This window comes from Actinoplanes hulinensis (genome assembly GCF_019429605.1).
In the GTDB taxonomy this organism is placed as follows: domain Bacteria; phylum Actinomycetota; class Actinomycetes; order Mycobacteriales; family Micromonosporaceae; genus Actinoplanes; species Actinoplanes campanulatus.
Genome location: NZ_JAHXZI010000012.1, coordinates 16,926 through 41,987 on the forward strand (window position 1 = coordinate 16,926; position 25,062 = coordinate 41,987).

Annotated in this window: 21 protein-coding genes; 18 read left to right on the plus strand and 3 right to left on the minus strand. The window is 71.4% G+C overall.

Annotated features, from left to right (window positions below; all coding sequences use genetic code 11):
• Positions 1 to 55: 55 nt before the first annotated feature.
• Positions 56 to 724, plus strand: coding sequence for a lysophospholipid acyltransferase family protein (locus tag KZ829_RS22650; protein WP_220145945.1), 669 nt, complete (start codon positions 56 to 58; stop codon positions 722 to 724).
• Positions 725 to 749: 25 nt separating this feature from the next.
• Here KZ829_RS22650 and KZ829_RS22655 read toward each other — a convergent pair whose 3' ends face one another.
• Complete coding sequence (locus KZ829_RS22655) at positions 750 to 1,838, minus strand: hypothetical protein (protein ID WP_220145946.1); 1,089 nt, start codon at positions 1,836 to 1,838, stop codon at positions 750 to 752.
• A 193-nt stretch (positions 1,839 to 2,031) separates the two neighbouring features.
• Here KZ829_RS22655 and KZ829_RS22660 point away from each other — a divergent pair, with 193 nt between their 5' ends.
• The 17 genes from KZ829_RS22660 to KZ829_RS22740 all read left to right on the plus strand — a co-directional run bounded on the left by KZ829_RS22660 (position 2,032) and on the right by KZ829_RS22740 (position 22,031).
• Positions 2,032 to 2,829 carry an alpha/beta fold hydrolase gene (locus KZ829_RS22660; RefSeq protein WP_220145947.1) on the plus strand — a complete coding sequence of 266 codons (798 nt, stop codon included), beginning with the start codon at positions 2,032 to 2,034 and terminating at the stop codon, positions 2,827 to 2,829.
• A 28-nt stretch (positions 2,830 to 2,857) separates the two neighbouring features.
• Entirely contained in the window at positions 2,858 to 5,359 is a 2,502-nt protein-coding gene (locus tag KZ829_RS22665; protein WP_308285623.1) for a SpoIIE family protein phosphatase, read from the plus strand.
• Between the two features lie 61 nt (positions 5,360 to 5,420).
• The gene (locus tag KZ829_RS22670) at positions 5,421 to 5,765 is read left to right on the plus strand and encodes an STAS domain-containing protein (protein WP_220145948.1); all 345 of its coding nucleotides are present in this window, start codon (positions 5,421 to 5,423) and stop codon (positions 5,763 to 5,765) included.
• Between the two features lie 31 nt (positions 5,766 to 5,796).
• Positions 5,797 to 7,740 (plus strand): TIGR03960 family B12-binding radical SAM protein, encoded by a 1,944-nt coding sequence (locus KZ829_RS22675; RefSeq protein ID WP_220145949.1) that lies wholly within the window; start codon positions 5,797 to 5,799, stop codon positions 7,738 to 7,740.
• A gap of 66 nt (positions 7,741 to 7,806) precedes the next feature.
• Positions 7,807 to 8,526 (plus strand): TIGR03936 family radical SAM-associated protein, encoded by a 720-nt coding sequence (locus KZ829_RS22680; RefSeq protein ID WP_220146169.1) that lies wholly within the window; start codon positions 7,807 to 7,809, stop codon positions 8,524 to 8,526.
• A gap of 229 nt (positions 8,527 to 8,755) precedes the next feature.
• Positions 8,756 to 11,938 (plus strand): Rne/Rng family ribonuclease, encoded by a 3,183-nt coding sequence (locus KZ829_RS22685; protein WP_220145950.1) that lies wholly within the window; start codon positions 8,756 to 8,758, stop codon positions 11,936 to 11,938.
• A 110-nt stretch (positions 11,939 to 12,048) separates the two neighbouring features.
• Entirely contained in the window at positions 12,049 to 12,534 is a 486-nt protein-coding gene (locus KZ829_RS22690) for a hypothetical protein (protein WP_220145951.1), read from the plus strand.
• 156 nt (positions 12,535 to 12,690) lie between these two features.
• Entirely contained in the window at positions 12,691 to 13,005 is a 315-nt protein-coding gene (rplU, locus tag KZ829_RS22695; protein WP_093621557.1) for a 50S ribosomal protein L21, read from the plus strand.
• Positions 13,006 to 13,012: 7 nt separating this feature from the next.
• Complete coding sequence (gene rpmA, locus KZ829_RS22700) at positions 13,013 to 13,270, plus strand: 50S ribosomal protein L27 (protein WP_204295123.1); 258 nt, start codon at positions 13,013 to 13,015, stop codon at positions 13,268 to 13,270.
• Between the two features lie 137 nt (positions 13,271 to 13,407).
• Positions 13,408 to 14,907, plus strand: a complete 1,500-nt coding sequence (gene obgE / locus KZ829_RS22705; protein WP_220145952.1) for a GTPase ObgE — start codon at positions 13,408 to 13,410, stop codon at positions 14,905 to 14,907.
• Positions 14,908 to 14,979: 72 nt separating this feature from the next.
• Entirely contained in the window at positions 14,980 to 17,475 is a 2,496-nt protein-coding gene (pepN, locus tag KZ829_RS22710; protein WP_220145953.1) for an aminopeptidase N, read from the plus strand.
• A gap of 68 nt (positions 17,476 to 17,543) precedes the next feature.
• Positions 17,544 to 19,046 carry an ATP-binding protein gene (locus KZ829_RS22715; RefSeq protein ID WP_220145954.1) on the plus strand — a complete coding sequence of 501 codons (1,503 nt, stop codon included), beginning with the start codon at positions 17,544 to 17,546 and terminating at the stop codon, positions 19,044 to 19,046.
• A 23-nt stretch (positions 19,047 to 19,069) separates the two neighbouring features.
• The gene (nadD, locus tag KZ829_RS22720; RefSeq protein WP_204295127.1) at positions 19,070 to 19,675 is read left to right on the plus strand and encodes a nicotinate-nucleotide adenylyltransferase; all 606 of its coding nucleotides are present in this window, start codon (positions 19,070 to 19,072) and stop codon (positions 19,673 to 19,675) included.
• 40 nt (positions 19,676 to 19,715) lie between these two features.
• Positions 19,716 to 20,117, plus strand: coding sequence for a ribosome silencing factor (gene rsfS / locus KZ829_RS22725; RefSeq protein ID WP_220145955.1), 402 nt, complete (start codon positions 19,716 to 19,718; stop codon positions 20,115 to 20,117).
• Complete coding sequence (locus KZ829_RS22730) at positions 20,114 to 20,746, plus strand: histidine phosphatase family protein (protein WP_220145956.1); 633 nt, start codon at positions 20,114 to 20,116, stop codon at positions 20,744 to 20,746. The genes rsfS and KZ829_RS22730 overlap by 4 nt, the downstream gene beginning before the upstream one ends.
• A gap of 35 nt (positions 20,747 to 20,781) precedes the next feature.
• Entirely contained in the window at positions 20,782 to 21,153 is a 372-nt protein-coding gene (locus KZ829_RS22735) for a hypothetical protein (protein WP_220145957.1), read from the plus strand.
• Between the two features lie 29 nt (positions 21,154 to 21,182).
• Complete coding sequence (locus KZ829_RS22740; RefSeq protein WP_220145958.1) at positions 21,183 to 22,031, plus strand: DegV family protein; 849 nt, start codon at positions 21,183 to 21,185, stop codon at positions 22,029 to 22,031.
• A gap of 1,119 nt (positions 22,032 to 23,150) precedes the next feature.
• On the opposite strand, the gene KZ829_RS22745 is transcribed toward KZ829_RS22740, so the two are convergent.
• A complete protein-coding gene (locus KZ829_RS22745; RefSeq protein ID WP_220145959.1) occupies positions 23,151 to 24,191 on the minus strand; it encodes a DUF1444 domain-containing protein in 1,041 nt (346 codons plus the stop codon).
• Positions 24,192 to 24,209: 18 nt separating this feature from the next.
• Positions 24,210 to 24,983 (minus strand): putative protein N(5)-glutamine methyltransferase, encoded by a 774-nt coding sequence (locus KZ829_RS22750; protein ID WP_220146170.1) that lies wholly within the window; start codon positions 24,981 to 24,983, stop codon positions 24,210 to 24,212.
• Positions 24,984 to 25,062: the final 79 nt, after the last annotated feature.

Below are 25,062 nucleotides of genomic sequence, written 5' to 3' on the forward strand. Positions count from 1 at the left end.
CAACTGTCAGCTAACCTCACAACACCATCCACCCCCCACGCGTCCGGAGGACGAGTTGCCGCTGCTCTACTCGATCGGCAAGGTCACTGTCGGCAAGGTGCTGATGACCGGCTGGCGGCCGCACGTCGAAGGCATCGAGAACATCCCGCAGACCGGCGGCGCCATCTTCGCGGGCAACCACCTCTCCGTCGCCGACGAACTCCTCCTCGGCGCCGTGGTGCCCCGCCACCTGGCCTTCTGGGCCAAGTCCGACTACTTCACCGGCACCGGCGTCAAGGGTTTCCTCAACCGCAAGCTGATGGAGGGCCTCGGCGCCATCCGCGTCGAGCGCGAGGGTGGCCGGGCCGCACTCACCGCCTTCGACGCCGCCATCCCGGCGCTGCGCGAGGGTGAACTGATCGCGGTCTATCCCGAGGGCACCCGGTCGCCCGACGGGCGCCTCTACCGCGGGCGGACCGGCGTCGCCCGGCTGGCCGTCGCCGCGGGCGTCCCGATCATTCCGGTCGGCGTCCTCGGGACCGACAAGGTTCAGCCGATCGGCCGTCTCGTCCCGAAGCTGGAGCGCGGCGTCATCACGGTCAAGTTCGGCAAGCCGATCGATACGGTGGGCCGGCCCGACGACCGCACCGCGCTGCGCGAACTCACCGACCAGGTGATGGGCGAGATCCAGCGGCTCACCGGGCAGGAGTACGTTCCGCGCTACGCCCCCAAGCGCGAGGAATAGACCACAGCCCCCGGAGCCAGCCGTTTCAGGCGGCCGGCTCCAGGACGGTGTCGCGGAGACTGCTCACCAGCTCGGCGCTCTCCTCCAGCGACCGCCGGGTGAGCAGAACCGTGGCGAGACTGCCGTGGTCCGCCCAGGCGCACGCCACCACCGCCGTGTCCTCCAGCCGGCCGGTCCCGCACAGCTGATGCGCGCCGAACACACCCAGGTCGAACGGCTGCACGTCCCTCAGCCGGAGCGAATCGGACAGCCGCGCCAGCTGAGCCTCCACGTCGGAGCCCGGGGTGAGCCGGAAACCGGTGACACCGAAGACGGTGACGCGCTTGCCGCGCCCGTCGGCGTAGATGCCGGCGAAGGAGTCGCCGCCCGATCCGGCCGACTGCAACTCGTCGGCCAGCCGCTGTGCGGCGCGCCGGCCGGCCGCGGTGTCGCGCAGCTTCAGATCGGCGAAGGAGTCCGGGAGCACGGCCGTCACCGGGTACTGCCGGACGCCCGGCACCAGCCAGTAGCCGAGGGCCAGCCCGATGATCACCAGCAGCACCAGGCGGCGCAGCCGACGGCGCCGGCGTGGCCGGGGGAGCGGCCGGGCCGCCCACGGGGGTGGCGTGGCCGGTGGGCGGGGCTGAACCGGGATCCGGTCCGGGGCCGCGACCTTCCGACCCCACGCCCGGATCTTCTCCGGGGCGTTGCCGGCCGCCTCCTGACTCTTCGCCGTGGCGCGGCGGGCCGCTTCCTGGCTCTTCGTGGCGGCGCTGCGTGCCGCTTCCTGGCTTTTCGTGGCGGCGCTGCGGCCCCAGGCGCGGACCTTCGGTGGGAGCAGCGGCGGCAGGCCGGTGCCGGCGGCCGGCACCGCGGTGCGGTCGTCCTCCGGGTCGGCCTCGCCGCCGGTGAGCCGGTCGATCATGCGGGACCAGCGGGAGCGGCGCGGCCCCTGCTCGGGCACCATCGCGGCGCCGCTCCACCGGCCGGGAATCGCCTCGGTGGGCGGGTCGTTCTCGCCGGATCCGGCGTACCGGGTGGGGTCGGGCATTCCGGCGGCCGGAGTCTCATCGCCCGGCTGCGGGTCGGCCATCTCTCCGATCTCCTCCACGCTCGGCGACACGGTCGTCTTCACCCAGGTTAGGGACGCTGTGCCAGTGGGACGGCGAGGCCGGATCCGGGCAGTGGACACCAATGGCGGACAACGAGGGCGATGTGCGAGACGCTCCGGAGTCGTATGGTTACCCGGACTTGGCGTCGTCCGGCCTCGCTGGCCGGATGAGTGCCCGGATTCACGTTCGCGTGCAGACGGAAGAGGTCGCCGCACCATGAGCACGACGCAGAGGAACGCTGTCACGATCTCCGGGGCGGTCTCCGGTCGTCCGATGCTGTTCGCCCACGGGTACGGCTGCGATCAGAACATGTGGCGGCTGGTGACCCCGGCGTTCGCGGACACCCACCGGATCGTCCTGTTCGACCACGTCGGGAACGGGCGGTCGGACCTGTCGGCGTACCGGGACTCACGGCACGGCACGCTCGCCGGCTACGCCGAGGACATTCTGGAGATCGTCGAGGAACACGATCTGCGGGACGTCGTCTTCGTCGGGCACTCGGTGTCCGCCATGATCGGTGTGCTGGCCGCGATCCGGGAACCGGACCGGTTCGCCGGGATCGTGATGGTCGGCCCGTCCCCGCGGTACATCGACGACGAGGCGGACGGCTATGTCGGCGGGTTCGCCCGCTCCGACATCGAGGAGATGCTGGAGTCGCTGGACAGCAACTATCTGGGCTGGTCCAGCGCGATGGCGCCGGTGATCATGGGTAACCCGGAGCGGCCCGAGCTGGGCGAGGAGCTGACAAACAGCTTCTGCCGGACCGATCCGGAGATCGCCAGGAAGTTCGCGCAGGTCACCTTCCTCTCGGACAACCGCGCCGACCTGCCCAACCTCCGGGTTCCGTCGCTGATCCTCCAGTGCTCGGACGACGTCATCGCCCCCACCGTGGTCGGTGAGTACGTTCACAAGAACACCAGGGAGAGCACCTTCATGGCCCTCAACGCGACCGGGCACTGTCCGAATCTGAGCGCACCGGAGGAGACGGTTGACGCGATCAAGTCCTGGTTGTAGACACGGGCATGATCGGCGGACGATTGGCGTGAGTGAATCTGGCGGGCCGGACGTGACACAGGAGTTGCGACTGCCCTGGGACGACGATCCCGAGGATCTGTACGAACACGCGCCGTGTGGCTACCTCACGACGCTCCCGGACGGCACCATCGTCCGGGTCAACGAGACCTTCCTGACCTGGACGGGGTATGCCCGTACCGATCTGATCGGTCACAAACGGTTCCGTGACCTGCTCACCCCCGGTGACCAGATCTTCCACGAGACGCACTACGCGCCGTTGCTGACGATGCAGGGTGAGGTGCATGAGATCGCGCTCGACGTGGTCCGTGCCGACCGGAGCCGGGTGCCCACCCTGGTCAACTCGGTGCTGGAGTCCGGCCCCGACGGCACTCCCCGGATCATCCGCACGATGATCTTCAACGCCACCGAGCGGCGGGGCTACGAGCGGGAGCTGCTGGGCTCCCGCCGCGCCGCGGAGTCCTCCGAGCAGCGGGTGCGGGTGCTCCAGCAGATAGTGGCCGACCTGGCGGCGGCTCCTACCGAGGCCGAGGTGGCGGAAGCGGTGATCCGCGCCCCGGAACCCGCGTTCCAGGCCGCCAGCAGCAGCATCTTCCTGGTCGACCCGGAGCGGGACGAGCTGATCGCGGTCTCCTCGACCGATCCGACCACCAGCAACTGGGACGACATGCCCCGCTCGTCGACCCGGGCGGTCGCCGAGGTGGCCCGGCGCGGCGACCTGCACGTGATCGCCACCGTGGCGGAGGCCGAGGAGCACTTCCCGGATCTGGCCGAGTCGATGCGCCGCTCCGAGCGCAAGACCGTGGTGCTGCTGCCGCTCACCACCGGGCCGGCCGAGGAGCACGGCGCCGTGGCGGTGCTGGGTGTGCTGGCGTTCAGTTTCCGTGAGGAGCGCGTGCTCACCGACGGTGAGCTGCGGGTGATCCGGCTGCTCGGACAGCAGGCGGGACAGGCGCTGGACCGAGCCCGGCTGTACGACGAGGGCCGCCGCCGCGAGGACCGGTCCTCCTTCCTGGCCCGCACCACCCGGGCGCTGGACGAGCAGCACCGCCTGTTGCAGCGGGCCCGCCGCCTGGTCGAGCGGGTGGTGCCGGAGATCGCCGACTGGGCGCTGGTCCGCCTCCAGGTGGGCCCGGCCGGCCTGGTTGAGCACCACGGCGGCCCCGCCCCCGATCCGGAGCTGCTGGACGCCCGGGTCGCCGAGGCGGTCGAGACCTGCGCGCCGGTCTACGCCGGCGACGGTGACGGACTGGGCTGCACCGTGCTGCCGCTGACCGTCCGCGGCCGGGTGATCGGCACCCTGGCCCTGCGGATGGCCCCGGACCGGCGCGGCGCCGGGGCGGACCGGCTCTTCCTGGTCGATCTGGCCGACCGGGCCGCCCTGGCGCTGGAGAACGCCCGGCTCTACGAGCAGGAGCGGGCCATCGCCCGGACGTTGCAGCGCAGCCTGCTCGCCGCGGACGTGCCGGGCGCCGACTCCCGGTTCGCGCTGGAGACCCACTACCAGGCCGCCGCGCAGGACCTGGAGGTCGGCGGTGACTGGTACGACGCCTTCCTGATCACCGCGAACAAGCTGGCCGTGGTGGTCGGCGACGTGGTCGGGCGGGGCATCGACGCGGCCACCACGATGGGTCAGCTGCGCAGCGCGATCCGGGCGCTGGCCACCGCCGAGAACGGTCCGGCCCGGCTCCTGGAGGGGCTGGACCGGTTCTGCGAGCGGGTCGAGTCGGCGCGGATGGCGACCGTCGTCTACGCCGAGATCGACCTGCTCAGCGGCGAACTGACGTACGCCACGGCCGGTCACCTGCCGCTGCTGCTGCACGAGCCGGCCGGCCCACCGCAGTACCTCATGCAGGCCCGTTCGGCGCCGCTCGGCTCCCGGGCCGGCGACCGCCACCGGGTGGAGGACCGGATCCGGCTGTCCGGCGGGAGCCGTCTGCTGCTCTACACCGACGGGCTCATCGAGCGCCGGGGCCGCGGACTCGACCGGGGTTTCGAGATCCTCGCCCGGGAGTTCTCGCGGCTGCGCGACGCCCCGCTCAAGGGCCTGACCGCCGGGCTGGCCGACATCCTGGTCGGCCGCGACCACGGCGACGACGTCTGCATGCTCTGCCTCTCCCTCGGCACCGAGGAGCGGCTGGAGCGCTCGATCGGCGCCGACCCGGTCCAGATCTCCCGGCTCCGCGCGGACATGCGGGGCTGGATGGCGGGCCACGGCATCGACCCGGACTGTCTGAACGCGGTGCTGCTGGCCAGTTCCGAGGCGGTGGCGAACGCGATCGAGCACGGCTACCGGGACGACCCGTTCGGGATGGTGGACGTGTCCGCCACGATCAGCGCCGACGCCGTGGAGATCCGGGTCAGCGACCACGGCACCTGGCGTGGGCCGGGCGCCGACCTGGCCCGGGGCCGCGGCCTGCAACTGATCTACGAGTCGATGGACGAAGTGAGCTTCGACCAGGGGGAGGGGACTACGGTGACCATGCGGCGGCATCGGGGTAAGTCGTCATGAGCGACCGAAGGGAGTTCATGACGACGCCGGACTGCGCTTTTGAATCCCGAGTGGGGGAACAGTGACGGACCAGTGGGTGAGCTTCTCCCGCCGGGGGACCGCCGAACTGGTCCACCTCAAGGGTGAGATCGACCTGGCCAACGCCAACGACATCGGCCGGGCCATCGTGGCCCGGACCACCGGGGCCGACGCCGTGCTGATCGACCTGACCGCGGTCTCGTTCCTGGACAGCGCCGGGGTCCGGTTGCTCGACTTCATCGTGGGTGACCTGGATGATCGGAGGAAGCCGGTTCGGCTGATCGTCGGCGAGCGGGGGGCCGCACGGATGACGTTGCAGCTCTGTTCGTTCCGCAGTGACCTGCTGGCCACCGATCTGGACCGGGCGGCGGCGGAACTGGACCGATAGCCTCCATCGGCCTCGCGTACCCTGGACACCCATGAGCGTGAGTTCCGTCTTCCCGCAGCTCGAGCAGCTGCTGCCCCGGGTCAGCAAACCGATCCAGTACGTGGGCGGCGAGCTCGGCGCCGTCGTCAAGGACTGGGACGCCACCACGGTCCGGTGGGCGCTGATGTATCCGGACGCGTACGAGGTCGGCCTGCCCAACCAGGGTGTGCAGATCCTCTACGAGGTGCTCAACGAGCAGGAGGACGTGCTCGCCGAGCGCACCTACGCGGTCTGGCCGGACCTCGAGGCCCTCATGAAGGAGAACGGCGTCCCGCAGTTCACCGTCGACGCGCACCGCCCGGTGAAGGCGTTCGACGTGTTCGGCCTGTCGTTCGCCACCGAGCTCGGCTACACCAACATGCTGAGCGCCCTGGACCTGGCCGGCATCCCGCTGGAGAGCGCCGACCGGGACGAGACCCACCCGATCGTGCTGGCCGGCGGCCACGCCAGCTTCAACCCGGAGCCGATCGCCGACTTCATCGACGCCGCCGTGCTCGGTGACGGCGAGGAGGCGGTCCTGGAGATCACCGGGATCATCCGGGACTGGAAGGCGGAGGGCTGCCCGGGCGGCCGGGACGAGGTGCTGCTGCGCCTGGCCCGCACCGAGAGCATCTACGTGCCCCGGTTCTACGACGTGGACTACCTGCCCGACGGCCGGATCCAGCGGGTCGTGCCGAACCGGCCGGACGTGCCGTTCCGGGTTGCCAAGCGGACCACCATGGATCTGGACGCGTGGCCGTACCCGAAGAAGCCTCTCGTCCCGCTCGCCGAGACGGTCCACGAGCGCTATGCCGTGGAGATCTTCCGGGGTTGCACCCGGGGCTGCCGGTTCTGCCAGGCCGGCATGATCACCCGCCCGGTGCGGGAGCGGTCGATCACCACGGTCGGCCAGATGGTCAAGGAGGGCCTGGAGTTCTCCGGCTTCAACGAGGTGGGCCTGCTCTCGCTGTCCAGCGCCGACCACTCCGAGATCGGTGACATGTGCTCCGGCCTGGCCGAGCAGTACGCGGACACCAACGTCTCGCTGTCGCTGCCGTCCACCCGGGTCGACGCGTTCAACATCGATTTGGCCCAGGAGCTGTCCCGCAACGGACGGCGGACCGGTCTCACCTTCGCGCCGGAGGGCGGTTCGGAGCGGATCCGCAAGGTCATCAACAAGATGGTGACCAAGGAGGACCTGATCCGTACGGTCGTGACGGCGTACTCGAACGGCTGGCGCCAGGTGAAGCTGTACTTCATGTGCGGCCTGCCCACCGAGACCGACGAGGACGTCCTCGAGATCGCGCACATGGCCCACGAGGTGATCCGGGCCGGCCGCGAGGCCGCCGGCACCAAGGACATCCGCTGCACCGTGTCGATCGGCGGTTTCGTGCCGAAGCCGCACACCCCGTTCCAGTGGGCCTCGATGGAGCGTCCCGAGGTCATCGACGCCCGCCTCAAGCTGCTCAAGAACGAGATCAACAGTGACCGCTCGCTGGGCCGGGCGATCGGTTTCCGCTACCACGACGGCGAGCCGTCGCTGATCGAGGGCCTGCTGTCCCGCGGCGACCGCCGGGTCGGCAAGGTCGTCCGCCGGGTCTGGGAGAAGGGCGGCCGTTTCGACGGCTGGTCCGAGCACTTCTCGTACTCTCGGTGGGTCGAGGCCTGCGACGAGGTCCTGCCCGAGATGGGCGTGGATCTGGACTGGTTCACCACCCGCGAGCGTGAGGAGCTGGAGGTCCTGCCCTGGGACCACCTCGACTCCGGCCTCGACAAGGACTGGCTCTGGCAGGACTGGCAGGACTCCCTCAGCGAGTACGAGCAGGACGACTGCCGCTGGACCCCCTGCTTCGACTGCGGCGTCTGCCCGGCGATGGACACCGAGATCCAGATCGGCCCGACCGGCAAGAAGCTGCTTCCCCTGACACCCGTGAAGAATCTGCGGGTTCCCGCTTAGGAGTTTCCGATTCCCCCGAAGAACCAACCCGTCGGCGGCCAGGCGCCGGTCGTCCAGCGGATCCGTCTGCGGTACGCCAAGCGTGGCCCGCTGCGTTTCACCTCGCACCGCGACTTCGCCCGCGCGTTCGAGCGGGCGCTGCGCCGTGCCGCCGTACCGATCGCCTATTCGCAGGGCTTCACCCCACACCCCAAGATCTCGTACGCGAGCGCCGCGCCCACCGGCGTCGGCAGCGAGGCGGAGTACCTGGAGATTGGCCTCCAGGCGCCGGTCGACCCGGAGCAGTTGCGTGCCGCACTGGACGCCGCGCTCTCCCCGGGCCTCGACGTCCTGGAGGCGGTGATCGCGGGCGAGGGCAGCCTCGCCGACCGGATCGACGCGTCCCGCTGGCAGCTGGAACTGCCCGGGGTCGAGCCCGCGGACGCCGAGAAGGCGGTGACCGCGTTCCTCGACTCCGCGGAAGTCCTGGTGGAACGCATGACCAAGCAGGGTCGCCGTACCTTCGACGCCCGGGCCGCGGTGACCCGTTGTGCGGTGTCCGGGGAGCCGGACCTACCTTCCGGGGCCGTTGGCGTACGGTGTGCGATAATCGACCTTGTCGTACGGCAGGTGACGCCCGCCGTGCGGCCCGATGACGTCCTCTCCGGCCTGCGCGTGGTGGCCGGCCTGGAGCCGCCGGTGCCCCCACGGGTTACCCGGCTGGCCCAGGGCACACTCACCGCGCAGGGGGAGATCGTCGATCCGTTGGACGCGGATCGCGGGGATGTCGGCATCGGAGGACGCTAGCCGCAAACCGGCTGGTGTTCGTAGAACGTTTTTCAACGTGGCGAGGGCGGCAGCATCCGGAGCCGGCCAACGGCCCGGCGGTCTTCGGCCCGCTGCCAGGTTGAAAAAGGTTCACTTGACAGACTTCGGCAAGCCCGTCCCCAATCGGTCGGGCCCGAAAAACTTTGCAGCGACCCTGCGTGGCAGCGCTCACCCGCGCCCGGGGTCGCCGAGAACTGGAGAGCGCCCCATGCTCGATAACGAGCCCCCAGTCAACCTGGGAGAACAGGGCGGCGAACGGGACGGAGCAGAGACTCCTCCCGGAGATACCGCCGCAAGCACCACCCCGGTACGCCGGACGCGGGCCCCGCGCCGCAAGGCGGCGGCACCTCCGCCCGAGGCCGAGGCGCCGGACAGCGCCGCCGAGCCCGGTGCGGAGACCGAGACCCCGGCCCCCGCTCCGGTGAAGAAGGCCACCCGGAGCCGGAAGAAGGCCGCCGCGCCTGCCGCCCCGGCCGAGGCGCCGGTCGCCGAGGCGCCGGTCGCCGACGAGCCGGTCGCCGAGACTCCGCCGCCGGTGAAGAAGGCCACCCGGGCCCGCCGTAAGAAGGTCGAGCAGCCCGCCCTCGTCGAGGTGGAGGAGCAGCCCGCTCCCGCGGCCCCAGTCGCCGAGATCCCGGTCGCCGCCGTGGACGAGGACGAGATCACCGAGGACGAGGCCGCCCTCATCGAGGACGCCGCCGTGGCGGCCGCCTCCGCGGCCCGTGAGGCCGCCGTACCGGTCGTCGGGGTCCTGCCGCTCGATGACGACTTCGTCGAGGAGAAGCCGGCCCGGCCCGCCCGGGCCCGCCGGGCAGCGCTGCCGCCCGCCGTGCTCTTCATGCCGCCGGATGCCGCCGAGGCCGAGTCCGCCCCGGTGAGCCGTCGCCGTCGCGGCGCCGCCGAGCCGCCGGTGGCCGCCGAGGCCCCGGTCGCCGAGGTCGCCGAGACGACCGAGGAGGAGACCGAGGAGGCCGTCGAGGCCCCGCGCCGTGGCCGGCGCCGCCGTCGTGGCGCGGCCGAGGAGCCCGCCGAGGTCACCGCCACCGAGACCGAGCCGGTCACCGACGAGGTGGACGAGGTCGACGAGAGCGCCGACGACGTCGAGGACGGCGCCGACGAGGACGAGGACGGCGGCATCCGCCGTCGCCGCCGCCGGGGCCGTCGTGGCCGCGGCCGGGGCAAGGGCCCGTCCGACGAGGCCGACGAGAACGACACCGAGGACGGCGACGTCGAGGAGGGCGCCGAGGCCTCCGCCGAGGACGGCGAGGAGGACGAGGAGTCCGAGGACGGCGAGGGCGACGGGGTCACCCGCCGTCGGCGCCGGCGCCGGCGCAAGGGTTCCAGCGGTGACGGCGAGACCGGCGGTATCGAGGACGGCGTGCACACGGTGGTCCGGGTGCGTGAGCCCCGGCGTACCGACGAGGTGCAGGGTGTCTCCGGCTCGACCCGGCTCGAGGCCAAGCGCCAGCGCCGCCGGGACGGCCGGGAGCAGCGCCGTACCCGTCCGCCGATCCTGAGCGAGTCGGAGTTCCTGGCCCGCCGCGAGGCGGTGGACCGGGTCATGGTGGTCCGGCAGAAGCAGGACCGTACCCAGATCGCGGTCCTCGAGGACGGCATCCTGGTCGAGCACTACGTGGCCCGGGCCACCTCCGGCACCATGGTCGGCAACGTCTACCTCGGCAAGGTGCAGAACGTGCTGCCGAGCATGGAGGCCGCGTTCGTCGACGTGGGCCGCGGCCGCAACGCCGTGCTCTACGCCGGTGAGGTCAACTGGGACGCCACCGGGCTGGAGGGCCGGGCCCGCTCGATCGAGCAGGCGCTGCGTTCCGGCGACTCGGTGCTGGTGCAGGTCACCAAGGACCCGATCGGCCACAAGGGCGCCCGGCTGACCAGCCACATCGCGCTCTCCGGCCGGCACCTGGTCTACGTGCCCAACGGCAACGCCTCCGGCATCAGCCGCAAGCTGCCGGACACCGAGCGCAAGCGGCTCCGCGACATCCTGAAGAAGCTGGTGCCGGACGGCGCGGGCGTGATCGTCCGGACCGCGGCCGAGGGCGCCAGCGAGGACGAGCTGGCCCGCGACGTCAAGCGGCTGCAGGCGCAGTGGGAGGACATCCAGGCCCGGGCCACCGAGGGCAACGCCCCGCGCGCCCTGTCCGAGGAGCCCGACCTGGTCATCCGGGTGGTCCGGGACCTCTTCAACGAGGACTTCCGCGACCTGGTGGTGCAGGGCGAGCAGGCGTACGCCGAGGTGGAGAACTACCTCGACTCGGTCTCCCCGGACCTGCTGGAGCGGCTCCGCCGGCACACCGGCACGCAGGACGTCTTCGCCGAGTGGCGGATCGACGAGCAGATCCTCAAGGGTCTGGACCGCAAGGTCTTCCTGCCGTCCGGCGGCCACCTGGTGATCGACCGCACCGAGGCGATGACCGTCGTGGACGTCAACACCGGCAAGTACACCGGTGCGGGCGGCAACCTCGAGGAGACGGTCACCCGCAACAACCTGGAGGCGGCCGAGGAGATCGTGCGCCAGCTGCGGCTGCGTGACCTCGGCGGCATCGTGGTGATCGACTTCATCGACATGGTGCTGGAGAGCAACCGCGACCTGGTGCTGCGGCGGCTCACCGAGTGCCTGGGCCGGGACCGGACCAAGCATCAGGTCACCGAGATCACCTCGCTGGGCCTCGTCCAGATGACCCGTAAGCGGATCGGCGCGGGCCTGCTGGAGGCGTTCAGCGAGAACTGTGACCACTGCAAGGGCCGCGGCCTGATCATCCACGCGGAGCCGGTGCCGGAGAAGCGGTCCAACGGCGGTGGCGGTAGCAGCAGCAGTGGTGGTGGCACCCAGGTGAAGGCGGTCGCCGCGGCGGTGCGTACCGAGGCGCCTGCCCCGCAACCGCAGTCCTCCCGGCAGCGGCGCCGCCGCGGTGGTGGCGACAGCGCCCCGGTCGAACCGGTGGAGCAGATCGAGGCCGTCGAGCCGGTGGAGCAGATCGAGCCGGTGGAGCCGGTCGTCGAGCCGGTGACGCCGGTGGAGGAGCCGCCGGCCGTCGCCGAGGTGGCCGAGGAGCCCGGTCCGGTCGCGGAGGTGGCCGAGGTGCCGCCGGCCGCCCCGGTGGCGGGTTCCGGCATCGTCCGGCGCGTGCAGTCGGCGCTGACCACCTCGGACGGCGACGACGACTACGACATCAGTGGTTACGACCTGTCCCGGTACGACTCGGCGGAGGCCAACGGGCACGCCGGCGAGGCCGAGCCGATGCGGCTGGTCGGGGCCGACGACCCGGACGCGGCCGAGGACGAGGACGACGAGGACGACGACGTGGTGGGCGCCGGCACGGGCACCCGCCGACGGTCCCGGCGGGGTGGCGCACGGCGCCGTACCCGCCCCTGAACGGCTGAAACCCGGCCCGGTAGTGATCTGTAAAGAAAGCTAACTACCGGGCCGGGTTTTCCGTTACCCTCGGCGGGATCGATCCCTGTCCCCCGAGGAGACCGACGCCCATGCGTACCCCTGCTCTCGCCTCCGTGGCGCTCGCCGCGCTGCTGCTGGCCGGATGCTCCGGTGGCGACCCCGCGCCCACGGCCGCCGGGCCGACCCCGGCCGTGGCCGGGTCGGCGGCCGCCACCACCGAGAAGCCCACCGACACCGCGCTCGCCGAGGACACCGAGGCCATCTGCGCCCAGGCGAGCCGGACCAGCACGAGTTTCGGCACCACCTTCGCCGAGGACTACCAGCTGCTGATCAAGGCCGCCGCCGAGGGCGCCGAGGCGAAGGCCAAGGCCCAGGAGAAGGTCACCCGGGACGTGGAGAACTTCTCCTTCGCCCTGCTGGACATGTCGAAGCTCGCCTCGGACGCGGAGCTCAAGAAGGCGCTCGCCGCCATGGGCGCGCAGATCACCGCTCTCAAGGGTGACGTGGCCAAGATCGACGACAAGAAGCTGGCCGCCCTGCATGCCACGCTGGACAAGGCCTGCGGCCGGGGGTAGAGCCCGGTTTGGGTCTCGGCCCGGCTATGAAGTAGTCTTGCCGACGGCGCCTTTTCGGCGCTAGTTCCGTGCGCGCCTCCAAGCGCTTGCCGGAGCCTCTTAGCAACATCCGCCAGCAGCCCTACGGCTGCGTAAGTCTCAGGGAGTCCGCGTCCCATGTACGCGATCGTCAAGACCGGCGGCAAGCAGTACAAGGTTGCCGAGGGCGACGTGATCGAGGTCGAGAAGCTCGCGGGTCAGCCCGGCGATGCCCTGACCCTCGCCGCGGTCCTCCTCGTCGACGGTGACAACCTGGTGACCGAAGCGGCCAAGCTTGCCAACGTTACGGTGTCCGGCGAGATTGCCGAGCACACCAAGGGTCCGAAGATTCGGATCCACAAGTTCAAGAACAAGACCGGATACCACAAGCGCCAGGGGCATCGTCAGCCGCTGACCCGCGTCAAGGTGACCGGCATCAAGACCGGGAAGTAGGCGCGCCATGGCTCACAAAAAGGGTGCATCCAGCTCGCGTAACGGCCGTGAGTCCGCCGCTCAGCGACTGGGTGTGAAGCGGTTCGGTGGCCAGCTGGTCAACGCCGGCGAGATCCTGATCCGCCAGCGGGGCACGAAGTTCCACCCGGGCGACCTGGTCGGCCGTGGCGGCGACGACACGCTGTTCGCGCTTGCCGCCGGCAACGTCCAGTTCGGCACCTTGCGTGGTCGCAAGACCGTCAGCATCGTGCCGGTCGCGGAGTAGTTTTTCTCTACAGCGGGCCGTGGACCCTCGGGTCCGCGGCCCGCTGTCGTTTTTCAACCCGGCGGCTGGCCCTCAGTGCTGTCCCAGCGACGCTGAGACAGCACTGAGAACCAGCCAGCAGTAGTAGGAGTCGCAAAGTGACCACGTTCGTCGACCGGGTAGTGCTGCACCTGCAGGCGGGTGACGGCGGGCACGGCTGTGCCTCCGTGCACCGGGAGAAGTTCAAGCCGCTCGGTGGGCCCGACGGCGGCAACGGCGGGCACGGCGGCAGCATCACCCTGGTGGTGGACCCGCAGCAGCACACCCTGCTGGACTTCCACTTCCACCCGCACATCAAGGCGAACAGCGGTGGCGGCGGCGCCGGGTCGAACCGGGACGGCGCGACCGGCAGGGACCTGATCCTCAAGGTGCCGGACGGCACGGTCGTGCAGACCGAGGACGGCGAGGTGCTGGCCGACCTGATCGGCGCCGGCACCGAGTTCACCGTGGCCCGCGGCGGCCGGGGCGGCCGGGGCAACGCCTCGCTGGCCAACGCCCGGCGCAAGGTGCCCGGCTTCGCCGAACTGGGCGAGCCCGGCGACCAGCTGGACGTGGTCCTGGAGCTGAAGAGCGTCGCCGACGTCGGCCTGGTGGGTTTCCCGTCGGCCGGCAAGTCGTCGCTGATCTCGGTGATGTCCGCGGCCAAGCCGAAGATCGCCGACTACCCGTTCACCACGCTGGTGCCGAACCTGGGCGTGGTGCAGGCCGGTGACGAGACCTACACCATCGCCGACGTGCCCGGCCTGATCCCGGGCGCGGCCACCGGCAAGGGCCTGGGCATGCAGTTCCTGCGGCACATCGAGCGGACCTCGGTGCTGGTGCACGTGCTGGACGCGGCGGCGCCGGAGATCGAGCGGGACCCGCTGGCCGACCTGGACGCGATCGAGGCCGAGCTGTCGGCGTACGGGGGGCTGGAGGACCGGCCGCGCCTCGTGGTGCTCAACAAGGTCGACATCCCGGACGGGCGGGACCTCGCCGAGATGGTCCGCCCCGACCTCGAGGCTCGCGGCTACCAGGTCTTCGAGATCAGCGCGATCACCCGTGAGGGCCTGCGTGAGTTCAGCTTCGCCCTGGCCAAGCTGGTCGCCGAGTACCGGGCGGCCAAGCCGGTCGAGGAGGCGACCCGGATCGTGATCCGCCCCCGGGCGGTCGACGACACCGGCTTCACCATCGAGCAGGACGAGGACGGCGTCTTCGTGATCCGCGGCACCCAGGTGGAGCGCTGGATCAAGCAGACCAACTTCGACAACGACGAGGCCATCGGCTACCTGGCCGACCGGCTGGATCGGATCGGCGTCGAGAGCGAGCTCGCCAAGAAGGGCGCCCAGGCCGGCGACCCGGTCCGCATCGGCACGCGCGAGTTCGACTGGCATCCCAACGCCGGGGAGTACGTCTCCGGCCCGCGTGGCACCGACTCCCGCCTGGAGGAGCTCGACACCCGGCCGTCCGCGGCGCAGCGGCTCGCGGCCCGCAAGGCCCGCCGCATCCGCAACGACGACGAGATTCAGCACATGGCCGCCGACGGGACGGTCAGCACGGTGTCGAACTCGCAGTTGCCGGTGCTGGTCACCGACGAGGACGACGACATCGAGGGATAGTTCGGCGCGAGCGTACGGCGAGGGCGCCGCCCTCGCCGTATCGACGGACCGTGGCGGGGCATGATGGTCGTCATGCCGACCCTGACCCGTGCCGAGGCCGCCGACCGAGCAGCTGTCGTGGACGTCGAGGATTACCACGTCGACCTGGATCTCACCGCGGACGGTGACACGTTCCGATCCCGTACGGTGGTCCGGTTCCGGGCCCGGCCGGGCGCCGCCACGTTCCTGGAGTTCGAGCCGGTCGACGTCGCGTCGATGACGCTGAACGGTGTACCCGTGGCGCCCGGGGCGTCCACCGGAGTCCGGCTGGAGCTGACCGGCCTGGCCGAGGAGAACGAGCTGGTCGTCGATGCCCTGATGCGGTATTCGAACGACGGCGAGGGCCTGCACCGGTACACCGACCCGGCCGACGGCCGCACCTACCTCTACCAGCACCTGTTCATCAACAACGCGGGCCGGGTGCTGCCCAGCTTCGACCAGCCCGACCTCAAGGCGTCGTTCCGGGTGAGCGTGACCGCCCCGGCCGACTGGGTGGTGGCCACCAACGGCATCCTGGTCTCCCGGGAGGGCGGGCGCTGGGAGTTCGCGCCCACCAAGCGGATCTCCACCTACCTGGCCAGCCTGATCGCCGGGCCGTACCACGTGGTGACCAGCGAGCACGACGGCATCCCGCTGGCCCTCTACGCCCGCGCCGCCCTGGCCCAGCACCTGGAGGCCCAGGCGCCGGAGATCCTGCAACTGACCCGGCAGGCGCTGGACCGGTTCCACGAGATGTTCGAGATCCGCTACCCGTTCGGGCACTACCAGCAGGCTTTCGCGCCCGAGTTCAACTTCGGGGCCATGGAGTACCCGGGCCTGGTCGTCTTCCGGGACGAGATGATCCCGCGCTCCAAGGTCACCGACAGTGAGCGGGAGCGCAGGGCCAACATCATCGCCCATGAGATGGCCCACATGTGGTTCGGCGACCTGGTCACCATGGCCTGGTGGGACGACCTGTGGCTGAACGAGTCGTTCGCCGAGTACCTGGGCAGCCGGGTGACCGCCGAGGCGACCCGGTTCTCCGACGCGTGGACCACTTTCGCGATGCAGCGCAAGGCCTGGGGGCTGCGGGCCGACCAGCGGCCCTCCACCCATCCGGTCGCCCCCTCCGAGGTCTCCGACACCGACGAGGCACTGCTCAACTTCGACGGCATCTCGTACGCGAAGGGCGCCGCCGTCCTCAAGCAGCTGGTCGCCTGGCTCGGTGACGAGGCCTTCCTGACCGGGCTCAACGCGCATTTCGAGGCGCACGCGTACGGCAACGCCACCCTGGCCGACCTGCTCGGCGCGCTGTCCAAGGCGTCCGGCCGGGACCTGTCCGGCTGGGCCGAGGTGTGGCTGCGCCGGGCCCAGGTCAACACGCTGCGTGCCGAGGTGACCCGGGATGGCGCGAACTACGCCGAGGTGGCCGTGGCGCAGACCGCCCCCGAGGGCTACCCGACACTGCGCCCGCACCGGATCGGCGTCGGCCTGTACGACCGGGTGCCCGGCGGAGGAGTGGTGCGCCGTAAACGCCTCGAGGTCGAGCTGGAGGCGTCCGGGCGTACCGTGCTGACCGCTCTCACCGGGGAGCCGGCGGCGGACCTGCTGCTGCTCGACGACGGCGATCTGACGTACGCGAAGATCCGCCTCGACCCGGAGTCGACCGCCGGCGTGCCGCAGCTCCTGCCGCTGCTGGACGACTCGCTGGCCCGCGCCGTGATCTGGGCCGCCATGCTGGACGCCGTGGTCGACGGCGAGCGCCCGGTCGCCGAGCTGGTCACCCTGGTCCTGGCCGCGCTGCCGATGGAGACCGAGGTGGCCGTCGTCGAGGACGTGCTGCGCGCCACCCGGGGCCTGGTCGACCGGTACGCCACCCCGGAGACCCGCCCGGCCGCCCTGGAACTCGTCGCCCAGGCCGCCGACCGGCTGCTCGCCGCCTCGATGGGTGGCAGCTCCCGGCAGCTCGCCGCGGTCCGTGGCCTGATCGGCGCCACCGTCGACACCGCCCGGCTGCACGGCTGGCTGGCCGGTGACGGCGTGCCGGACGGGCTCACCGTCGACGCCGACCTGCGCTGGCTGATCATCTACCGGCTCTCGGTCCTCGGCGCGGCCGACTCGGAGATCATCGAGGCGGAGCGCGAGCAGGACCGCAGCGCCTCCGGCGAGCAGTGGGCCGCCCGGTGCCGGGCCGCCCGGCCGGACGCCGCGGCGAAGGAGGCCGCCTGGGCCGCGGTCATCGGCGACGGCTCGCTCTCCAACCGGCTCGCCGAGCTCACCGCGGCCGGCTTCTGGCAGCCCGAGCAACTCGACCTGCTGGAGCCGTACGTCGAGCGGTACTTCGCCGACATGCCGGAGATGATGCGGGTGCGCAGCGGGATGAGCGCCGAGCACATCGCCGTGGTGGCGTACCCCACGGTGGCCGTGTCGGCGCGTACCCGGGAGCTCGCCGCCGACCTGCTCGGCACCGACGGGCTGAACCCGATCCTGCGCCGTGTGGTGCAGGACTCCGACGACGACATGCGGCGGGCGCTGGCCGCCCGCGGCTGACCGGATTCGGTCGACTCCACCCCCGCGGCCTCGGGGCTTTCGTAGCCTGAGGCTTCGGGGGTGAATGCGTGGAGTGGTCCGAGGAGCTGGCCGGCGGTCTGCTGCAGGCCGCGCCGGACGCGATCCTGGTTCTGGCCGACGGCCACATCGTGCTCGCCAACGACCGTGCCGGGCAGATGTACGGCTGGCCCGTCGAGGAACTCGTCGGCCAGCCCATCGAAGTGCTGCTCACCGACCATTCCCGGGCGCTCGTCCCGGAACGGCGGCGCCTCGTCGAGGAGGGGCCGCCCGGCTCGATCGGCCGGATCGTCACCACCGCCCGGCGGCGCGACGGTGGGGAGTTCCCGGTCGAGTCGTCCACCGCACTCGTCGACACGGCCCAGGGCCGTGTCGCCGTCGCCGTGGTGCGCGACGTCACCGAACGGGCCCGTGCCGAGGAGGAGAAGGACCGGCTCCGGGCCGAGGCGCACGCGCACCGCAGCCAGCGCCTGGAGAGCCTGGGCCAGCTGGCCGGCGGGATCGCCCACGACTTCAACAACATGCTCGGGGTGATCCTCAACTACGCCAACTTCGTGATCGAGGAGGCCGAGTCGGCGGAGCCGGACGTCACGATGATCGCCTCCGACGCCATGCAGGTGGTCCGGGCCGGTCGACGCGGCACCGACCTCACCCACCAGCTGCTCGCCTTCGCCCGGCGGGAGGTGGTCCGGCCGCAGCCGGTCGACCTCAACGCACTGATCATGCAGGTCCAGGAGCTGCTGCGGCGTACCCTCGGCGAGCACGTCAACCTGATCTTCCGGCCCGGCCGGGCCCTGCCGATGATCACCTGCGATCCCAGCCAGATCGAGCAGATGCTGGTCAACCTGGCCCTCAACGCCCGGGACGCGATGCCCTCCGGCGGCAACCTGGTGATCGATACCACGGCGCTCGCCGACCAGGTCCGGCTGCGGGTCTGCGACTCCGGCCGGGGCATGCCCGCCGACGTGGCGGAACGGGCCTTCGAGCCGTTCTTCACCACCAAGGGCAGCGCCGAGGGCTCCGGGCTGGGCCTGGCCACCGTCTACGGCATCGTCACCCAGGCCGGCGGTGAGGTGACCCTGAACAGCGAGGTGGGGCTCGGCACCACGATCACCGTGCTGCTGCCGGCCGGGGCCACGCCGGCCGCCGACGGGGCCACCGAACGGCCGGCCGCGACCGGTGGGCGCGGGGAGACGCTGCTCGTCGTCGAGGACGAGGACGCGCTGCGTGACGTGGCCGGGCGGATCCTCACCGGCGCCGGCTACCGGGTGCTCGCGGCCGAGGGCGGCGCCCAGGCCCTGGAACTGGCCGCCGGCCATGACGGCCGGATCGACCTGCTGGTCAGTGACGTGGTGATGCCCGGGATGCTGGGCAAGGAGCTGGCCGAACGGCTGATCGTCGCCCGGCCGGGGACGCGAGTGCTCTACATGTCCGGGTACGCGCAGCCGGTGCTGGCCTCGCAGGGCACCCTCGACCCCGGGGTGGCGCTGCTGGAGAAGCCGTTCACGGCCGACGACCTGCTCGTGGCCGTACGCCGTCGTCTGGATGGTTGATCTTTTCGGGTTATTCTCTCCTGATGTCCGGAAAACGCGTGGGAATCATGGGCGGCACCTTCGACCCCATCCACCACGGGCACCTGGTCGCCGCGAGTGAGGTGCAGGCCCGCTTCGATCTGGACGAGGTGATGTTCGTCCCGACCGGCCAGCCGTACGAGAAGGGCCGCGTCTCACCCGCCGAGGACCGCTACCTCATGACGGTCGTCGCCACCGCCTCCAACCCCCGCTTCCACGTGAGCCGCGCCGACATCGACCGGGACGGCCCCACCTACACCGTCGACACCCTGCGGGACATGCGTGCCGTCTACGGCCAATCGGCGGAGCTGTACTTCATCACCGGGGCGGACGCGCTGGGCCGGATCATGTCGTGGAAGGACGCGCTCACCATGCTGGAGCTGGCGCACTTCATCGGTGTCACCCGGCCGGGCTTCGAGCTGTCCGGGGCCCACCTGCCGGCCGACAGCGTGACCCTGGTCGAGGTGCCGGCGATGGCCATCTCGTCCAGCGACTGCCGTAACCGGGTGGCGTCCGGCCTGCCGGTCTGGTACCTGGTACCGGATGGTGTTGTGCAGTACATCAACAAGCGGGGCCTGTATCGGGACTCGGGTATTGCCAAGCCGGTGTGAGACGCTTGAAGTCCGCAAACCCGACCGAGGGGACTCTTCTTTGCCCGTCACCGAACGTGCTCTTGAACTCGCTCTGACGGCCGCTCAGGCCGCCGCGGACAAGAAGGCACACGACATCTCCGTCATCGACGTCGCCGACCAGATCTACATCACCGACGCCTTCGTCATCGCCTCGGCGTCCAACGAGCGTCAGGTGATCGCGATCGTCGACGCCATCGAGGAAGCTCTCGTCAACCTGCCGGAGAAGGCCAAGCCGGTGCGGCGCGAGGGCCAGAACCAGGGCCGGTGGGTGCTGCTGGACTACGTCGACATCGTGGTGCACGTGCAGCACAGCGAGGAGCGCGAGTTCTACGCCCTCGACCGGCTGTGGAAGGACTGCCCCATCATCCCGTTCGTCGACCGGGACATGGTCGACGCGACGGCCGGCACCGAGGCGCCGTGACGAGGCTCATCGTCTGGCGGCACGGCAACACCGACTGGAACGCGGGCGCCCGCGTGCAGGGGCAGACCGACGTGCCGCTCAACGACCTCGGCCGGCGGCAGGCCGTCGACGCCGCCGAACTCCTCGTCCGGATGCGCCCGGCCGCGATCGTCGCCAGCGACCTCAGCCGGGCCGCCGACACCGCGGCCGCGCTCGCCGCACTGACCGGTCTCACCATCAGCACCGACGAGCGGCTCCGCGAGCGGCACTTCGGCGAGTGGCAGGGCCTCACCATGGCCGAGGTGGCCGCTGAGCGGCCCGAGGAGCACGCCCGCTGGACCGCCGGCGCCGACGTCATCGGCGGTGGTGTGGAGACCCTCGAGGACCTCGGCAAGCGGGTCTCCGACGCGCTCCAGGACGCGGCCCGGCAGGCCCCGCCCGGTGGCACGGTGGTGGTCGCCACCCACGGCGCGGCGGCCCGGCAGGGCGTCGGCCACCTGCTCGGCTGGGGGCGCGAGCAGCTCCGCACGCTCCGTGCCCTGCAGAACTGTCACTGGGTGGAGCTGACCCACGACAGCGCGCGGGGGTGGCAGATGGCGGCGTACAACGTGGGTGTCCTCGCCGAGCGGCCCGTCCCGCCGCCCGTCTGAGGGAACCGGACGATGTCCGGTAACGTCTCACCACCATGCTGATCCGTAAAACCGTCGTCCCCGTCGCGCTGTTCCTGGCGCTCTCCGCCGGTTGCGCGAACAACAACGCCCCCATCGACGCCGGCGGCGCCCCCGAGCCGGCTCCGGTGACCTCCAGCGCCGCCGCGCCCTCGGCACCCGCCGGCTCGGCCACCCTCACCGGGACCGTGACCGTCGGCGTCGAGCCGAACTGCCTGCTCCTCAAAGACGGCACCGGCGACCACCTGCTCGTCTTCGACGACCAGAAACTGAAGGCCACGGTGCAGGTCGGAGCCCAGGTCACGGTGGTCGGCAAGGCCGATCCAGGGCTGATGACCACCTGCATGCAGGGTGAGCCGTTCCTGGTCTCCTCGGTGGCCGGCAGCTGACGTCCATCTGAATCAAGTACCTTGCCTGCATGACCATCGCGGTCGTGACCGACTCCACCGCGTACCTGCCGGCTGAACTCGACGGCATGTACGACCTGACCATCGTGCCGCTCACCGTCGTGATCAACGGCTGGGGCGGCCTGGAGGGCATCGAGGTCTCGCCGGCCGAGGTGGCCCGGGCGCTCACCGCGCGCCGGGCCGCCGTCAGCACCTCACGGCCGGCGCCCTCAGCCTTCACCGAGGTGTACCGTCGCCTGCTCGACGAGGGCGCCGACGGTGTCGTCTCGGTGCACATCTCCGCCAAGCTGTCCGGCACCTACGAGGCCGCCCAGCTCGCCGCCGCCGAGATCGGATCCCGCGTCAAGGTGGTCGACAGCGGGACCGCGGCCATGGGGCTCGGCTTCCCGGCGCTGGCCGCCGCGGAGGCCGCCCGCAAGGGCCACGACCTGGACGCGGTCTGGCAGGAGGCCACCGACCACGCGGCCCGGGTCAGCACCTACTTCTACGTCGACACGCTCGAGTTCCTCCGCCGCGGGGGCCGGATCGGCGCCGCGTCGGCCCTGCTCGGCACAGCTCTGTCGGTGAAGCCGATCCTGCACGTCAACGAGGGCGCGGTCGTGGTCCGCGACAAGGTCCGCACCGCTGGGCGGGCCCTCACCCGCCTGGTCGATCTGGCCGTCGAGGCGGCCGGCGACGGTGAGGCCGACGTCGCGGTCCATCACCTGGGCACGCCGGACCGGGCGGCCGCGCTGGTCGGCGACCTCAGCGCCCGCCTCGGCGACCGGCTGCGGGACTGCTACCTCACCGAGGTGGGCGCGGTCGTCGCCGCGCACACCGGCCCGGGCCTGGCCGGCGTGGTGGTCCATCAGCGCGCCTGACGACGCCGCTGTAGAACCTCTGTGGGTCTCGGTCCGCGTTTCGCTTCCGGCTCCTTTTCTTGTACGGGTGTCCTCGTCCCGTTCCTATCAGGGCTGTTCCGCCCGCTCGGCCCCTCTCGCTGCCCACTCCCGCCTGTGCCGCCCCCGCCGGGCGTAGATCCGTTGGGCACTCCCGCATGTGCTGCCGCTCACGCCGGGTGGATGGTTGCAGTTGTGCTTGCCAGGCATCCGGGGTGCTGCTCCTGGCCGTCACGCCGGTTGCGTCGGGTGGATGGTGGCGCTTGAGGCCGGTCCCGCCACGGGGAACCCACCGAGTCACTCACGGACCGTGGTGGTGGAGGCGGGAAGGGGCGTGGTGGATCCGGGCTGTTCTGGAGTCTCTTTCTCGGTCGTTGCCTGGCCTCGGTGTCAAGTCGCCTGTTCGCGTGTTCCCGCCTTCGCCGCGAGACTCGGCCGGTCACCGCCAGCCGCTCGATCCATCCGAAACATCGATGTAGATCTTGAGTGATCGTCGCCGAACGGCGCGATCTTGCGCGATCGTGGCCGTCCGGATGTACCCCCAAGGTCTTCCAGGGGAAATGGATCATGGGCGATGGTCTGCTGCCGGATGACGACCAGGAATCAAGATCGGCCTGACGGCTGCCATCGACCAAGATCGCTGGCGAGTCGGGATGACGCCGCAACCATGCCACGTAGGCGACCACGACACGGCCGCCGTGTGGGCCCACCCCCTGGTGTAAGCGCGACCACCCGCACCGGGTGACCGGCGCTACGGCCGCGAGCGGGCAACCCGGGTGCTGGCAACCAACCGCGACGACCCGCCCCGGGCGACCGGCGTAACGGCTGGGAGTGGGCAACCCGGGTAGCTGGCGGGCAACACCGCGACCACCCGCCCAGCGTGACCGAGAGCCGGGCCGGCCGTGAGCGGCGGCAGAGGGGGTGGTGGCGACTGGGCCGGCCTGCCCGGGCACCGATCTGCGCCCGGCGGGCGCGGCACAGGCCGGAGCGGGCAGTGAGATCGCGCTGACCGGACGGGACGGCCCTGATCGGGCGGGACGAGGACACGCGTACAAGAAAAAGAGCTGGAAGTGACACGCGGACCTCGACCACGAACGATCTTCAACCGGGGAAACGTTCCCAGGAGGAGGCCAGCCAGCGGGCCGGGGTGTGCTCGCCGGCGGTCAGGTGGGGAGCTAGGGCGGACCAGGGGAGGACGCGGTCGCCCAGCTGGACCTCGTCGGCCTCCGGAAGCAGCGTGGGGGTGTCGCGGGGCCAGACCGCGCGGGTCCGCCAGCCCTCCGTGGCGGAGCCGATCACCTGGATGGCGGCGGAGGGGAGGTTCGGATCGGGCGGCTGGTGGGCGTACTCGTGAACGGCCAGCAGGCGCTCGGCGCGACGGACCGTCTGGTGCAGGGGATGGTCCGGCGGAGCCGGGTAGGGGACGGTGCAGCCGCGGTCGTCGCTCGTGTAGGCCATCGGGCTCAGCGCGTGCGGGGAGGTCGCGAAGATCGTCTCCGCCTCGACGAAGAGGGCCGGCAGATGGGGGCCGCCGTCGGCGGTGACCAGGAGGGTGCCGCGCTCGGGGGCGAAGGCCACCGGGGTGCCGCCGACCTGGTCGGCGAGGCGCGACAGCCAGCCGTCCAGCAGCAGGTGGGAGGTCCAGTAGGCGTTGCCGTCGTCGACGAACCGGACCACCACCGGGCCGATGGCCGCGCCCCGCAGGACCGCGCCGGTCAGGTTGCCGCGGGCGGTCGCGAAGATCCGTTCGGTGCGGACTCCCCAGGTCTTCGACTGCGCCGGGGTGACGTAGGTCATCGTGTCGGGCTGGTCGATCACCACGAACTCGGAGAGGAACGGCAGCACCGGCCGGCGCAGCGGGGAGCCCGGAGCGGCGCCGCGGAGTACGGGGCGCAGCAGCGGAGCGGCGTCCGGCCACGCGGCCGGGATGGGCTGTAGGCCGGCGACCAGGGCATCCAGGTGCGTGCGGTCACGCAGCAGCGGGTCGAGACGCAGGATGGTCGGCTCGGCGTCACCCGGGGCGGTGAACCGTACCTCGAACGGCGCGGCGTGATAGCGGGCGTCCCGGACACCGGCCCGGCGCAGCCGCCGGACGACCTTGGCGGCCAGACGGGCGCGGGCGATCCTGCGGAACAGGCCCACGGAGTCCCTCTTCTTACGTCAGGGTTGGCGCGACACGATCGCGCGGGCGTCGAGATCATCGTCGGTGACGACGGCGGGCGTCAATCCGTTCCCGAGTGCCGCCGCGAGCGCCGCCGCGGTCTGCGCCTCGGTGATCTCGGAGATCAGCAGCCCGCCCGGGGCCAGCCAGCCGGCCGCACCGGCGGTGACCGCGCGGAACACGGCCAGGCCGTCGTCGCCGCCGTCCAGCGCGGTACGCGGTTCGTGATCCCGGGCCTCGGCGGGCAGGAACGGCAGGTGGCGGGTCGCGACGTAGGGCACGTTGGCCAGCAGGAGGGTGATCCGGCCGCGCAGCTCCGGCGGCAGGGCGCCGTACAGATCGCCCTGATGGACGGCGTGGCCCGGCAGGTTGTCACGGGCGCACGCCACGGCGACCGGATCCACGTCGGCGGCGTGCAGGACGATCCCCGGAACCCGGTGGTGGACGGCCAGGCCCAGGGCGCCGGAACCGCAGCACAGGTCGACGACCACATCACCCGGGCGGACCGCGGCGGCGCCGAGACGTACGAGCAGCTCGCTGCGGACCCGGGGCACGAAGACCCCCGGCCGGAGGCGTACGCGGACGTCGCAGAAGTCGGCATGGCCGACCACCTGCTCGAGGGGCTCGCCGGCGGCACGCCGCTCGACCAGCGCGGCCAGGTGGTCAGCGGAGGTCGCGGCCCCGCTCAGGATCTCCGCCTCCGCCTCGGCGAACACGCAGCCGGCGGCACGCAGCCGGACGATCGCGGCGGCTCGGGCATCTGTCACACGCAGTCCTCAGCACGAATCGAAGGGCACCGGACGGTTGTCCACAATGCCGCGTCATCCACAGGGCCACGGGCGGGGGAACGCC